The 13,328-nt window shown below is 70.2% G+C and carries 12 protein-coding genes; 4 read left to right on the forward strand and 8 right to left on the reverse strand.

Going from position 1 to position 13,328, the window contains the following annotated elements:
* The first annotated feature begins 19 nt into the window (after positions 1-19).
* Complete coding sequence (locus tag Acor_RS30280) at positions 20-604, forward strand: TetR/AcrR family transcriptional regulator (protein ID WP_155340180.1); 585 nt, start codon at positions 20-22, stop codon at positions 602-604.
* Here the strand turns inward: Acor_RS30280 and Acor_RS30285 are convergent, their stop codons facing one another.
* Both Acor_RS30285 and Acor_RS30290 read right to left on the reverse strand, forming a co-directional pair.
* A complete protein-coding gene (locus Acor_RS30285; RefSeq protein ID WP_155340181.1) occupies positions 605-2,143 on the reverse strand; it encodes an FHA domain-containing protein in 1,539 nt (512 codons plus the stop codon).
* 201 nt (positions 2,144-2,344) lie between these two features.
* A complete protein-coding gene (locus Acor_RS30290; protein WP_246239334.1) occupies positions 2,345-3,463 on the reverse strand; it encodes a site-2 protease family protein in 1,119 nt (372 codons plus the stop codon).
* Between the two features lie 177 nt (positions 3,464-3,640).
* Between Acor_RS30290 and Acor_RS30295 the strand changes: the two genes are divergently transcribed.
* The 3 genes from Acor_RS30295 to Acor_RS30305 all read left to right on the forward strand — a co-directional run bounded on the left by Acor_RS30295 (position 3,641) and on the right by Acor_RS30305 (position 6,468).
* Positions 3,641-4,501, forward strand: coding sequence for a RecB family exonuclease (locus tag Acor_RS30295; RefSeq protein WP_155340182.1), 861 nt, complete (start codon positions 3,641-3,643; stop codon positions 4,499-4,501).
* Between the two features lie 69 nt (positions 4,502-4,570).
* On the forward strand, positions 4,571-5,788 hold the full coding sequence (locus Acor_RS30300; protein WP_155340183.1) for a sensor histidine kinase: 1,218 nt from the start codon (positions 4,571-4,573) through the stop codon (positions 5,786-5,788).
* Positions 5,785-6,468, forward strand: coding sequence for a response regulator (locus tag Acor_RS30305; protein WP_155340184.1), 684 nt, complete (start codon positions 5,785-5,787; stop codon positions 6,466-6,468). The genes Acor_RS30300 and Acor_RS30305 overlap by 4 nt, the downstream gene beginning before the upstream one ends.
* Positions 6,469-6,526: 58 nt before the next feature.
* On the opposite strand, the gene Acor_RS30310 is transcribed toward Acor_RS30305, so the two are convergent.
* The 6 genes from Acor_RS30310 to Acor_RS30335 form a co-directional block, all read right to left on the reverse strand.
* Complete coding sequence (locus Acor_RS30310; protein ID WP_155340185.1) at positions 6,527-7,549, reverse strand: ABC transporter ATP-binding protein; 1,023 nt, start codon at positions 7,547-7,549, stop codon at positions 6,527-6,529.
* Entirely contained in the window at positions 7,546-8,577 is a 1,032-nt protein-coding gene (locus tag Acor_RS30315) for an ABC transporter ATP-binding protein (RefSeq protein WP_155340186.1), read from the reverse strand. The genes Acor_RS30310 and Acor_RS30315 overlap by 4 nt, the downstream gene beginning before the upstream one ends.
* Positions 8,574-9,587, reverse strand: coding sequence for an ABC transporter permease (locus Acor_RS30320; RefSeq protein WP_155340187.1), 1,014 nt, complete (start codon positions 9,585-9,587; stop codon positions 8,574-8,576). Before Acor_RS30320 ends, Acor_RS30315 begins: the two co-directional genes overlap by 4 nt.
* Positions 9,588-9,653: 66 nt before the next feature.
* Positions 9,654-11,420, reverse strand: coding sequence for an ABC transporter substrate-binding protein (locus Acor_RS30325; RefSeq protein WP_155340188.1), 1,767 nt, complete (start codon positions 11,418-11,420; stop codon positions 9,654-9,656).
* Between the two features lie 53 nt (positions 11,421-11,473).
* A complete protein-coding gene (locus tag Acor_RS30330) occupies positions 11,474-12,478 on the reverse strand; it encodes an ABC transporter permease (RefSeq protein ID WP_155340189.1) in 1,005 nt (334 codons plus the stop codon).
* A 297-nt stretch (positions 12,479-12,775) separates the two neighbouring features.
* Positions 12,776-13,273: a cellulose synthase gene (locus Acor_RS30335; RefSeq protein WP_155340190.1), complete on the reverse strand. Its 498-nt coding sequence runs from the start codon at positions 13,271-13,273 to the stop codon at positions 12,776-12,778.
* Positions 13,274-13,328 lie beyond the last annotated feature (55 nt).

A 13,328-nucleotide genomic window follows, 5' to 3' on the forward strand; every position in this document is an offset into this window, starting at 1 on the left:
CGGTTTGATCGGGGGAATCGTGCCAAAGATCGTGAACCACGAGGAGCGCCGCCAGGAGGTCGTGGCGGCCGCCCGGCGCATCATCCTGCGCGACGGCATCGAGGCGGCCACCACCCGCGCCATCGCCAAGGAGGCCGGGTACTCCAACGGCGTCCTCACCCACTACTTCACCGACAAGGACGACATCCTGCTGTCGGCCCTGCAGTCCTCGCACCGCCGGATCACCGCCCGGCTGACCGCCAAGCTGGCCGGCCGTACCGGGCTGGCGGCCCTGCGCGAGGTGCTGCTGGACAATCTGCCCCTGGATGAGGAGCGCGTCCAGGAGACCGGCCTGGAGATCGGCTTCTGGGCGCGCTGCATCTCCTCCCCCGCGCTGCTCCGAATGCAGCGCGAGGAGGCGGCCGATCTCCGCCGCCTGGTCCGCAGCCTGCTCCAGTCGGCCAGGGACACCGGCGAGATCCGCGTCCAGGAGAGCCTGGACGACATCACGGAACGCCTGCTCGCCCTCGTCGACGGCCTCAGCGTCCACCGCCTCCTCTATCCGGACGGCTCCGGCCGGATGGAGCGGGTGATGCGCGCCGAGATCGACCGCCTGGCCGGGTGATCAGGCTTCGCGGTGGCCGTCGAAGCGCATCGTCCTGGAGACGCCGATCCGGACGGTCGTGCCCGGGACGATGGGAACCGGCTCGTTCGGCGGGATGTCGTAGTAGTTCGGGTCGCCGGGAGGCTGGATCTGGGTGCCGTTGACCGAGCCCAGGTCGACCAGGGTCACGTCCCAGCCCTCCAGGGCCACCCGCAGGTGCCGCCGGGACACCGAGCCGTCCGGGCTGGTCACCCGGGCCGGCCGGGCCTGCCCGGCCTGCACCTCCGAGGCCCGCTCCGGGTCGCGGCCCAGGATGTAGTCCGAATCCAGCCGCAACGCCAGCCCGTCGTCCAGCAGCAGCACCCCGAGCGCGGGCCTGCTCCCCTTGTACGGCACCAGCGTGCTCTGCACCAGCGGCACCCCGCACACCGCGCAGTACGGCACCCGGGGATCGTTGAAGTGGTCGTTCTTGCAGTCCACCCCGTGCACCATCGGCCCGGACTCGCGCTCCGGCTTGGCGTCCAGCTGGGTGCTCTCGCTCACGTCGCCGGTCCTGGTGGCCGACCCGACCTCGTGCTGGTGCCCGTTGGCCTGCCGGTAGCTCTCGTCCCGGGTCGCGACCGGCATCGGGTCGTCCAGCGGGGAGGGCTGCGGTCCTGTCGGCATCGGCGGGGGCGGCGGCGGGTTGTTGCCCGGCATCGGATGCGGCATCTGCGGCGGCGGGGGTGGCTGCTGCGGCCCGGACGGATGCCCGAGCGGCGGCCCCGGCTGCCCCGGCGGCGGACCGGGAGGCATGGGCGGCGGACCCTGGGGCATCGGGGGCGGGCCCGGCGGCATCGGCGGCGGACCGGGAGGCATCGGCGGCGGCATGGGAGGCGGCATCGGGGGCGGCATCGGCGGTCCCGACGGTCCCCCGGCGGGCACGTACGGCGGCACGACGGGCTCACGGGGCGCGATCGGGTCCTGCGGCAGAATCGACTGCGACGAACCGGGCTGCGGCCCCGAATGCTGCGGCCCCGGATGCTGCGGATAGGGATGGCCGGGCGTCGGCCCGACCGGCACCGGGCGGTGCACGGTCTGCCCAGGCGAGGTGAAGTCGATCTCCACACCCGCGCCCGCCACCACACCGCCGTCCAGCCGCGAGTACGGGCTGGACGCCCCTGACCCCGGCAGGCGCAGCTCAACCTTCGTCACCGGGCCGTTCACCAGCCGGTCGGTCCACGTCAGCGAATCCTGGCCGGACAGCGTCACGTCGCCGTCCGGGCCGCCGACCACGGCCGCCGTGGCCGCCCCGCAGACCAGCACCGCCACCCCGCCACCGGCGGAGCCGGCCACCGCGCAGGCGATCGGCTCCCCGTTCATGGACCGGGCCAGCACCTGGGCCACCCGGCGGGCCAGCACCCGGCCGTCGCCACCGGTGCCCGCGGTCTCCCGCAGGGCGTCGAGCAACTCCTCCACCACCGGACCCGCGGGATCGCAGACCAGCAGCAACCCATTGAAGTGGGCCACCACGCCGTCACCCGGAAGCGGACGGACAACCCCCGCGCCCTGATCGGTCACAGACCTCTCCCTCCCCGCGCGCGCCACCTGACCGGCGGCGCCGATATCACGCCGCGTCGACCAGTCCTCAAACGTGGCAAATAGAACACTCCTGATCAGCTGACCAGAACACTAGTGGCGGAACGCCGGTTAGACGAGTGGGACAAATGGGTTCGGCATCCGGTCGCGCCGCCCAGGTCGCCAGCCCGTCCCCACCCGCGCTCACACGCCGGTGAAGACCTTGTTGACGTCGGCGGTGACCAGCACGCCGTAGATCTCGCCGCCCCGCTCGACCAGCAGGTACTCCCCCGCCGGGTTGCCGCGCATGGCGTCGATCAGCGGCTCGCCCTCCAGGTCCGCGCCCAGCACATGAGCCGGTTCCAGACTACGCGCGACCGCGCCCGCCGTGACCCACGGGCGGCGCTGCTCGGGGGTGGCGTTGACGGCGGCCTCGTTCACGATCGCGGTCGGCCGCCCCTCGTGGTCGACCACCACGATCGCGCCCGCGCCGCCCTCTCTGGCCCGGCGCAGCGCCTCGGCGAGCGGCACCTCGGCGGTCACCGGCAGCGCCCGGCGGGCCAGCGCCCTGGCCCGGACCTGGGGCAGCCGGGCGCGCACCTTGGCCACCCGCAGCGACTGGGAGGCGCCGATCCAGATGAAGGAGGCCAGCACCATCGACCAGAGCACCGTGGTGAAGTCCGGCTCCTGCCCGGACATCAGCGGCAGCAGCAGCTGCGACAGCACCAGCGCCACGGCCACCGCCCGGCCCACCCAGGCGGCGGCGACCGTGCCGGAGTTGGGGCTGCTGGTGACCTTCCAGACGCCCGCCCTGAGCATCCGGCCGCCGTCCAGCGGCAGGCCGGGCAGCAGGTTGAAGATGCCGACGATCAGGTTCGAGAACCACAGCATCAGGACCAGCACGCCGGGCACCGAGTTGGGGTCCATCACCCGGTCGGCCAGGAAGAAGATCCCGGCCAGGCCGAGCGAGGCCATCGGCCCGGCGAAGGAGACCAGGAACTCCTTGCCGGGGGTGTCCGGCTCCTTCTCGATCTCGGAGACGCCGCCGAGCAGGTAGAGCGTGATCTGCTTGACCGGCAGCCCGTACGCCTTGGCGACCACGCAGTGGGCCAGCTCGTGCAGGAGCACCGACACGTAGAGCAGGACGGCGAACATCAGGGCGATGCCGTACTGCGCGAGGTCGGAGAAGTCCGGCAGGCGGTCGGCCACCTGTGGCTTGAAGCTGATCGTGATGAACGCGGCGACGATCAGCCACGTCGGCGACACGTACACCGGGATGCCGAACGGCCGCCCCATGCGCAGCCCCGGGGATGGTGTGCTCATAGTGGTGGTGTTCCCCTTCCTTGGCGTCGATCCTACGCGCCGCGGGCCCGGGTGCGGCGCCCGGGAATCTTGACTTCGCGCCCGACAGCTGGGACAGAACCGGCCTGACCGGGCGCGCGGATCAAGGTCTCCGCCCCTGGACGGGGTTCTGTCGGTCGGGTGGCCTACAGTCTGGGCATGACCCTGACCGAGGAGCGCGCGATCATCGGGGCGCTTTCCCCCTCTCGCGCCGGCGATTTCATGACATGCCCGCTGCTCTACCGGTTCAGGGTGATCGATCAGCTGCCGGAGAAGCCCTCGCCGGCTGCGGTGCGGGGCACGCTGGTGCACGCCGTGCTGGAGCGGCTCTACGACCTGCCCGCGGCGGGCCGGACCGTCGCGGCGGCGGGCGAGCTGCTCGAACCGCAGTGGCGGCGGCTGCTGTCGGAGGAGCCGGAATACGGGGGGCTGTTCGCCGACGACGAAGCCAGGGACCTCTGGCTCGGCCAGGCGCGCGAGATGCTCGGGCGGTATTTCACGCTGGAGGATCCGCGGCGGCTGGAGCCGGCCGAGCGGGAGATGTATGTCGAGGCCGTGCTGGACAGCGGGCTGATGCTGCGCGGCTACATCGACCGGCTGGACGTGGCGCCCACCGGCGAGGTGCGGGTGGTCGACTACAAGACCGGCAGCGCCCCGGGGCCCGACTTCGAGGCCAAGGCGCTGTTCCAGATGAAGTTCTACGCGCTGGTGCTGTGGCGGCAGCAGGGCAGCGTGCCGCGCATGCTGCAGCTGATGTACCTGGGCAACGGCGAGGTGCTGCGCTACCTGCCGGACGAGGCCGACCTGCTGGCGACCGAGCGGAAGGTCCAGGCCCTCTGGGAGGCCATCGACCGGTCCGCGCGCACCCGCGAGTGGCGGGCCCGCCGCTCCCGGCTCTGCGACTGGTGCGACCACCAGGCCATCTGCCCGGAGTTCGGCGGCACGCCGCCGCCGGTCCCGGACCGGGAGCACCGGCCGTCCCGCCGGCTGGCGAAGCGGGCGGCCACCGACGAACTCTGATCGGATTGAGGCCGCGCATCATTCGTGGGGATGAGGCAGGAGGGGTCAGGGGCGGCCTAAATTTATTGGGTGCGTAGCAGTTTGCGGTCCAGGCTCCAAGCCTTCCCCCTGATCGGGGACTCAGCACTCGCGGTGGTGCTGACGGTGGCGTCGACCGTTTTCATCCAGGTCGCCGACGCCGAGCTGGTCGCGCAGTGGCAGGGCGTCCCCCAGGTCGCGATGCGGGATCCGAACGCGGGCAGCGTGCTGCTGGCGGGGCTGATGACGATGGCGGTGGCGCTGCGGCGGCGCTGGCCGTTCGTGCTGCTGGTGGCGCTGGCCGCGCCGCAGTTCGTGCTCGACCTGTTCCACTTCAACTCGGGGTTCGGCGGCGTGGGGGCGCTGATCCTGCTGTACACGGTGGCCGCCTACCGCGGGCTCGCGCTGAGCGTGGTCGGCGCGATGTTCACCATGGTCAGCTACCTGATCACGGTGGTGCTCCACTACGAGCGGCTGAGCTGGGCCGACCACGTCGTGGTGGTGGCCGTGATCGCGCTCAGCTGGGTGATCGGGCGGAGCGTGCGGCTGCGCCGGGCGTACCTGAACGAGCTGGTGGACCGGGCCGACCGGCTGGAGCGGGCCAGGGAGGCCGACACCCGGGCGGCGCGCGCCGAGGAGCGGTCCAGGATCGCCAGGGAGCTGCACGACGTGGTCGCCCACCATGTCAGCGTGATGACCGTGCAGGCGGCGGCGGCCCGCAAGATGCTGGACAAGGACCTGCGGGTGGCCGAGGACGCGCTGCTGGCGATCGAGCAGATGGGCCGGACCGCGATGGCGGAGATGCGCGACATCGTCGGCGTGCTGCGCACCGACGGCCCGGCCGAGCGCGGCCCGCAGCCCGGCGTGCACGACCTGCCCGTCCTGATCGAGCAGATGCGGGAGGCGGGGCTGCGCACCCAGCTGTGGCTGGAGGGCGAGCAGGCGAGCCTGCCGCCCGGCATCGACCTGGCCGCCTACCGCCTGGTCCAGGAGGCGCTCACCAACAGCCTCAGGCACGCGGGCCCCGCGGCCAGGGCCTGGGTGACGGTGCGGCAGCAGCCGAGCGAGCTCTCCGTGCACATCGAGGACGACGGCCGCGGCTTCGACCGCGCCGAACAGCGGCCGGCCGGGCGGGAACCCGGCAAGGGGCACGGCTTGGTGGGCATCAAGGAGCGTGTCGCCCTTTATGGTGGAGTCCTGCGGATAGGCCCGCGCCAGGGGGGCGGGTTCGAGGTCCGCGCCCGGTTCCCCCTCAAGGACAGACAATGACGATCAGGGTGCTGCTGGTGGACGACCAGCCGCTGCTGCGCACGGGGTTCCGCTTCATTCTGGAGGCGGAGCAGGACGTGACCGTGGTCGGCGAGGCCGGGAACGGTTCCACCGCGATGGACCAGGCCCGCGCGCTGCTGCCGGACGTGGTGCTGATGGACATCCGGATGCCGGGCATGGACGGCATCGAGGCGACCCGCCGCATCGTCAGGGACGCGGCGCCGAGCGCGCACGTGCCCCGGGTGCTGGTGCTGACCACCTTCGACCTGGACGAGTACATCGTGGAGGCGCTGCGGGCGGGCGCCAGCGGCTTCCTGCTGAAGGACGTGCCGCCGGACGAGCTGCTGCAGGCCATCCGGGTGGTGGCGGCCGGGGACGCGATCGTGGCCCCGAGCGTGACCCGGCGGCTGCTGGACCGGTTCGCCTCCCATCTGCCGACCGCGCACCAGCAGTCGACGCCGGCCCGGCTGGACCGGCTGACCGAGCGCGAGCTGGAGGTGCTCCGGCTGATCGCGAAGGGCCTGTCGAACGCGGAGATCGCCCGCGAGCTGGTGGTGAGCGAGACCACGGTGAAGACGCATGTCGGAAATGTGCTGACGAAGCTGGCGCTGCGGGATCGGGTGCAGGCGGTCGTCCTCGCGTACGAGACCGGGCTGATCACCCCGGGCGCGCTCCCCTAGCCGGACAGCGGGGCGCGGTCCCGCTCAGGCTGAGCGGGACCGCGCCGGGCGGGAGGCGTCAGGTCTGGGCGGCGGCCGCGGGCATGGCGTCCGGGGCGGCCGGGGTGTTCTCCGGGAAGTGACAGGCGACCTGGTGACCGGGGGCCAGCTGGAGCAGCGGGGGCTCCTCGATCTTGCAGATCTCCTGAACCTTCCAGCAGCGGGTGTGGAAGCGGCAGGCCGGGGGCGGGTTGAGCGGGGACGGCACGTCGCCCTGGAGGCGGATCCGCTCCCGGCCGGCGCGCCGCTTGGGGTCGGGGATGGGGACGGCCGAGAGCAGCGCGGTCGTGTACGGGTGCATCGGCGACTCGTACAGGTCCTTGCGGTCGGCCAGTTCGACGATCTTGCCCAGGTACATGACCGCGACCCGGTCGCTGATGTGCCGGACCACCGACAGGTCGTGCGCGATCACCACGTAGGTGAGGTCGAGCTCGCTCTGCAGGTCCTCCAGCAGGTTGACCACCTGGGCCTGGATGGACACGTCGAGCGCGGAGACCGGCTCGTCGGCGATGATCAGCTTCGGCTTGAGGGCGAGGGTGCGGGCGATCCCGATGCGCTGCCGCTGGCCGCCGGAGAACTCGTGCGGGTAGCGGTTGTAGTGCTCGGGGTTGAGCCCGACCAGGGCGAGGATGTCCTGGACGGCCTTCTTGACGCCGTGCTCGGTCTTGACCCCCTGGATCCGGAAGGGGGCCCCGACGATCGCGCCCACCGTGTGCCGGGGGTTGAGCGAGCTGTACGGGTCCTGGAAGATCATCTGCATGTCGCGGCGGAGCGGGCGGATCTTGCCCTGCGACATGTGGGTGATGTCGTGGCCCTCGAAGACGACCTTCCCGCCGGACGGCTCGATCAGCCGGGTGATCAGCCGCCCGGTCGTGGTCTTGCCGCAGCCGGACTCGCCGACCACGCCGAGGGTCTCGCCCTTGAACACGTCGAAGCTGACGCCGTCCACGGCCTTGACCGCGCCGACCTGCCGCTGGAAGAGGCCCTTGGTGACCGGGAAGTGCTTCTCCAGCCCTTGCACGGAGAGCAGCGGATCGGTCATGCGGACTCCAGGTTCGGCTTGATCTCGTTCGCCCAGATGGCGCGCCGCTCCTCGCGCGGCAGGTGGCACCGGACCAGGTGACCGCCCTCGGTCTCGGCCAGCTCGGGCACCTCGGTGTTGGCCTTCCCGCCGGTGCGGCCCTCGAAGACGCAGCGCGGGTGGAAGGCGCACCCGGCGGGCACGTTGATGAGCGACGGCGGCGAGCCCTTGATCGGCAGCAGCCGTTCGGTGGGCTCGCGGTCCAGGCGGGGCATGGAGCCCAGCAAACCCCAGGTGTAGGGGTGCTCCGGCCGTTCGAAGATGTCCTCGGCGGTGCCGTACTCGATGGCCTTGCCGCCGTACATGACCAGGATGTCGTCGGCGAGTTCGGCGACCACGCCCAGGTCGTGGGTGATGATGATGAGCGCGGCGTCGAAGTCGCGCTGCAGGTCCCGCATCAGGTCCAGGATCTGGGCCTGCACGGTGACGTCCAGGGCGGTGGTGGGCTCGTCGGCGATGAGCAGCGTGGGGTCGCAGGAGAGCGCCATCGCGATCATCGCGCGCTGCCGCATGCCGCCGGAGAACTCGTGCGGGTAGCTGTCCACGCGCTTGTCCGGCTGCGGGATGCCGACCCGGCCCAGCAGGTCGACGGCGTGCTTCCTGGCCACCTTCTTGGCCACCTTGTGGTGGATCCGGTAGGCCTCGATGATCTGGTCGCCGACCGTGTAGTACGGGTGCATGGCGGACAGCGGATCCTGGAAGATCATCGCCATCTTCTTGCCGCGCAGCTTCCGCACGTGCTCGGCGCCGGCGCTGACGAGTTCCTCGCCGTCCAGCCAGATCTCGCCGGAGATCTTCGCCCGGCCGCCCTTGTGCAGGCCGAGGATGCCGAGCGAGGTGACGCTCTTGCCGGAGCCTGACTCGCCCACGATGCCGAGCGTCTTGCCCCGCTCCAGCTGGAAGGAGAGCCCGTCGACGGACCTGACCAGGCCGTCGTCGGTCGGGAAGTGGATCTGGAGGTTCTTGACGTCCAGGAAGTGCTCGGTCATGACAGCCTCACCCTCGGGTCCACGACGGCGTACAGCAGGTCGACGACGAGGTTGGCCATCACGATGAAGAAGGCGGCCAGCATGGTGAAGCCCATGATCTTCGGCAGGTCCTGGGTGGAGATCGCGCCGGTGGCGTACTTGCCGAGGCCGGGCAGCGAGAAGACGTTCTCGGTGAGGATCGCGCCGCCGAGCAGGATGCCGACGTCCAGGCCGAAGATGGTGACGATCGGGGTGAGCGCGGCGCGCAGGCCGTGCTTGGCGATGACCTTGGACTCGCGCAGGCCCTTGGCCCGCGCGGTGCGGATGTAGTCCTCCCCCATCGTCTCCAGCATGCCCGCCCGGGTGAGCCGGGCGTAGGCGGCCGCGTTGAGGAAGGCCAGGGTGAGCCAGGGCAGGATCAGGCTGTACGCCCATTCCACCGGATTCTCGGTCAATGGCACGTACGCCCCGCCGGGCGCGGTTATTCGCAGGCCGTAGCTGAACAGCGACAGCGCGATCAGGCCGGTGAAGAACGGCGGCAGCGACACGCCCGACAGGGCGATCATCATCGCGCCCCGGTCGAAGACCGACCCGCGTTTCAGCGCCGACAGCACGCCCACCGAGACACCGGCCAGCAGCCAGATGACCGAGGCGCCCGCGGCCAGGGACAGGGTCACCGGCAGCCGGTCGAGCAACTCCGGCCAGACCGGCTTCTTCGTGACGAAGGAGTAGCCGAAGCAGGGCGCCGGGCAGTGCTCGACACCCGCGCCGTAGTCGAACTCCGCGCCGACGAAGATGCCCTTCACCCAACGGCCGTACTGGACGACCACCGGGTCGTCGAGACCGAGCTTCTTCGTGACCTCGACGACGGTCTCCTGGGTGGCGGCCCGCCCGACGTACCTGTTGGCGAAGTCGGTGGCCGTGACGCCGGCCAGCCTGGGCACCACGAAGAAGATCGAGAAGGTGACCATGCTGACCACGGCCAGCATGACCAGGGCGCCGACGAGGCGCCGGATGATGTAAGTGACCACTGTCCCCCCTCGGCTGCCGAGGGCCGGCCCGGTCGGGGCCGGCCCTCTTACGCCGCCTGCGGCTTACTACTCGACGCCGAGCGCCAGGTAGTCGTACATGTCGAAGGCGCCGGTGATGAACTGGTTCGTCACACCCTTGCCGCGGAGGAGCAGGCCCTTGGCGTAGACGGCCGGGAGGACGTAGGCGCCCTCCATGACCTTCGCGTCCGCCTGACCCCAGAGGGCGTCACGCTTGGCGGTGTCCAGCTCGGCGAACGCCTGGTCGACCAGTGCGTCCACGGCCGGGTCCTTGACGCCGAGGTTGTAGTTGCCCGCCTCGCGGATGGTCCGGCTGTCGATGATCTGCGACAGGAAGCCGAAGCCGTCGTTCCAGTCCGCGCCCCAGCCGTTGGTGGCCAGGCCGATCTTGTTCTCCTTCATGTAGGAGGGCTTGCCGGCGTAGGCGGGGAAGTACTCGGAGGTCGGGAAGCCCTTCAGGGTCAGCTTGATGCCGACCTTGGCGAGCGACTGCTGCAGCGACTCGGCCGCCGCCTGCTCCTTCGGACGGTCCGCCCGGAAGGTCATCGTGGCCTCGAAGCCGTTCGGCTGGCCACAGGCCGTCAGCGCCGCCTTGGCCTTGGCCTCGTCGCCGGTGTCGGTCGGGTAGGTGTCGATCTTCGCCCAGCCGCCGATGCCCGCGGGCAGCAGGGAGGTGGCGATCTCACCGGCCAGCTGGCCGCCGTAGGCGGTCTGCAGGCTCACCCGGTCGGCCGCGAAGAGCACGGCCTTGCGGCACTCGATGTTGTCGAACGGCGCCACGTCGGGGTTGAGCGAGATGTACCAGGTGCGCGCCGTGACCGGGTTGTCGGCGCGGGCGTTCAGCTCGGGATCCTGCTGCACGCTCGCGATGGCGGCCGGCTGCACGCCGGAGCCCGCGACGTCAATGTGCAGGTCGCCGGAGATGATCCGGTTGTCCAGGTCGTCGCCCTGCACGCCCAGCGTGATCTCGTAGGAGTCCGGGAGCGCCTTGCGGATCGGGTCGGTCGCCTGGTCCCACTGGTCGTTGCGGATCAGCGTGTACTGCTTGCCCGGCTCGACCTTGTCGAACTTGTACGGCCCGGACGCGAGCACGTGGTCGCGGTACTTGATGCCGGTGTCCTTGGCCTGCGGGATCGGCACGGTGGCCGGCAGCGCCGCGAAGTTGTCGAAACCGGCGTACGGCTTGTTGAGGTGGAAGACGACCGTCTGGTCGTCCGGCGTCTCGATGGCCGAGTCGGTGTTGACGTCCGGCGTCTTGTAGACCGACACGAAGTCCTTCGGCAGGTCCAGCCAGTCGTTGAAGTACGTCGGCCCGTTGACGTAGGTGGTCTTGTCAAGCTGGCGGAGCACGGCGTACTTGACGTCCTTGGACGTGATCGCCGTGCCGTCCTCGTACTTCAGCCCGGCCCGCAGCTTGTAGGTCCAGGTCTTGCTGCCGTCGCTGGCCACGCCCAGGCTCTCGGCCAGGTCGGGGACCAGCTCGCGGCCCTTCGCGCCCGGCGCGGGGTTGTAGGTCACCAGCGGGCGGCCGTAGATCCGGAGCAGGTTCCACGACATGCCGTAGTAGGTGTCACCGGGGTCCACGGAGTCCCAGTCCTCGGTGACGGCCATCTTCAGCACGCCACCCTTCTTGTCGGACGGGTTCGTCACGTTGTCCAGACCGGCGTTGAAGCCGGCCGGGCCCGCGGCGCCGGACGAGGCGGGAGCGGCGGCGGAACCGCTCGGCTCCGAGGTGGTGTCACCCCCGCCGCAGGCCGACAAGGCCAGGGCCAACGCCGCGCCCGAGGCCGCGACGGCCAGTGTTCTCTTCTTCATTTAATCCCCTTGTTGGTAGGAGCTGGGGGAACCGGGGTGGAACTCAGGGAGGCTCAGCGGTTCGACTTGGGGTCGAGCGCGTCGCGCAGGCCGTCACCGAACAGGTTGAAGGCCAGCACGGTGATGAAGATCGCCATACCGGGGAAGATCATGAAGTGCGGCACGGTGTAGTACTTGGTGGCGGCCGAGAGCATGGCGCCCCAGGTCGCGGTGGGCGGCTGGATGCCGACGCCGAGGAAGGACAGCGCCGCCTCGAACAGCACGTTGGCCGGGACCAGCAGGGTCGAGTAGATCAGGATCGGCGCGATCAGGTTCGGCAGGATCTCCTTGAACAGGATGTACGGCCCGCGCGCGCCCAGGCTCCTGGCCGCGTCCACGAACTCGCGCTCCCGCAGGGACAGCGTCTGGCCGCGGATGATCCGGGCGATGTAGCCCCAGTTGAAGAAGCCGATCACGAAGATCAGCAGCAGGATGCGCAGGGTGTCGCCCTGGACGCCGAGCTGGGTCTCGAACTGGCCGAGCACGCCCACCAGGGCGAGCGCGAAGACCAGGATCGGGAAGGCCAGGAAGATGTCCATCAGGCGGCTGATGACGGCGTCCACCCAGCCGCCGAAGTAGCCGGCCACGACGCCCATCACGGTGCCGATGAGGACCGAGAGCATGGTGGCGAAGAAGGCGATGAGCAGGGAGATGCGGGCGCCGTAGACGACCCGGCTGAACAGGTCCCGGCCCTTCTGCGGCTCGACGCCGAACAGGAACTCGCCGCTGATGCCGGTGCCGCCCTTGGGCCGCATCGTCATCGTGTCGATCATTTCCTCGTGGAACTCGTTCGGCGGGTGGCCGAACCAGCCGACGATGAGCGGGGCGAAGATCGCGACCAGGACCAGGAAGATCACGACACCGGCGCCGGTGAGGGCGATCTTGTCCTTCTTGAGGCGCATCCACGCGATTTGCCCGAGTGACCGGCCCTGGATCGCCTTGGGTCCCCCCAAGCCGGTGACGACAGCCTCCGGCGTCGCCTTCGTCTCCTCACCGGAGACATCAAGCGGTGCGGTCATGCGTTAGGCCCCCTGGGTTCCAGACGACGTCGTCCATATGGGCTGCGCCCGTTGACGTCGCTCCCATTTCTTGCGGGTCCGCGTTGTGAGCGGGTCCCCGGAGGCAGAATCTATGTGCTGAACTGGGTAAACAAGACCTAGTAGGCGCTATGTGGCCCAACCGTGATTGACGCGCAATGCATTCGTATCGATCTTGTCAAGAATGTCAGAGGCCGGTTCCGGTTGCGTCTCGGAACCGTGACATGTCACTGACGAGTAACCAACACATCCCATCATCCGAGATTTCGCGAGCCGGACTCAGCTGATGCCGTGCTTCTTGAGGATGTCCTCGATGTCGGAGAAGTCCTCGGTTGGCTTGGCGGGCTTGGCGGTCGCGCGCTCGACAGGCTTCGGGGCTTCCGGCTTGTCCTTCTTGCCGTTCTTCGCGGTCGGCAGCGGGCGCGTCGGCGCCTCCGGCGAGGCCTTCCGGCCCATCGCCCGGAACCTCGCGAGAGTACGGCCGCGCATCCCGCCGCTCACGAAGAACAGCAGCACCGAGATCCCCGCGAGACCCACCCCGGACCACACGGCGGGCGAGAACACCAGCCCGGTGGCGAAGCTCACCAGCGCGGCGCCGATGTTCCAGATGGTCTTCAGCGCGCCGGTCAGGTAGGCGGCCAGCGGCAGCAGCGCCCAGGCGGTCGCCCGCAGCCCGGCCGAGACGCCGCGGCGGCGGAAGGCGAGGTAGGCCAGCGCCACCCCGGCGGCGGTCAGGCCCGCGCAGAGCGGCAGCCAGGCGATCTGGTCGAACGTCATGAGGGGCCCCCTTTGTGCGACTTGATCCCATCCTGGCACGTACGGACCTGGTCCG

The organism is Acrocarpospora corrugata (assembly GCF_009687845.1).
GTDB lineage: Bacteria > Actinomycetota > Actinomycetes > Streptosporangiales > Streptosporangiaceae > Acrocarpospora > Acrocarpospora corrugata.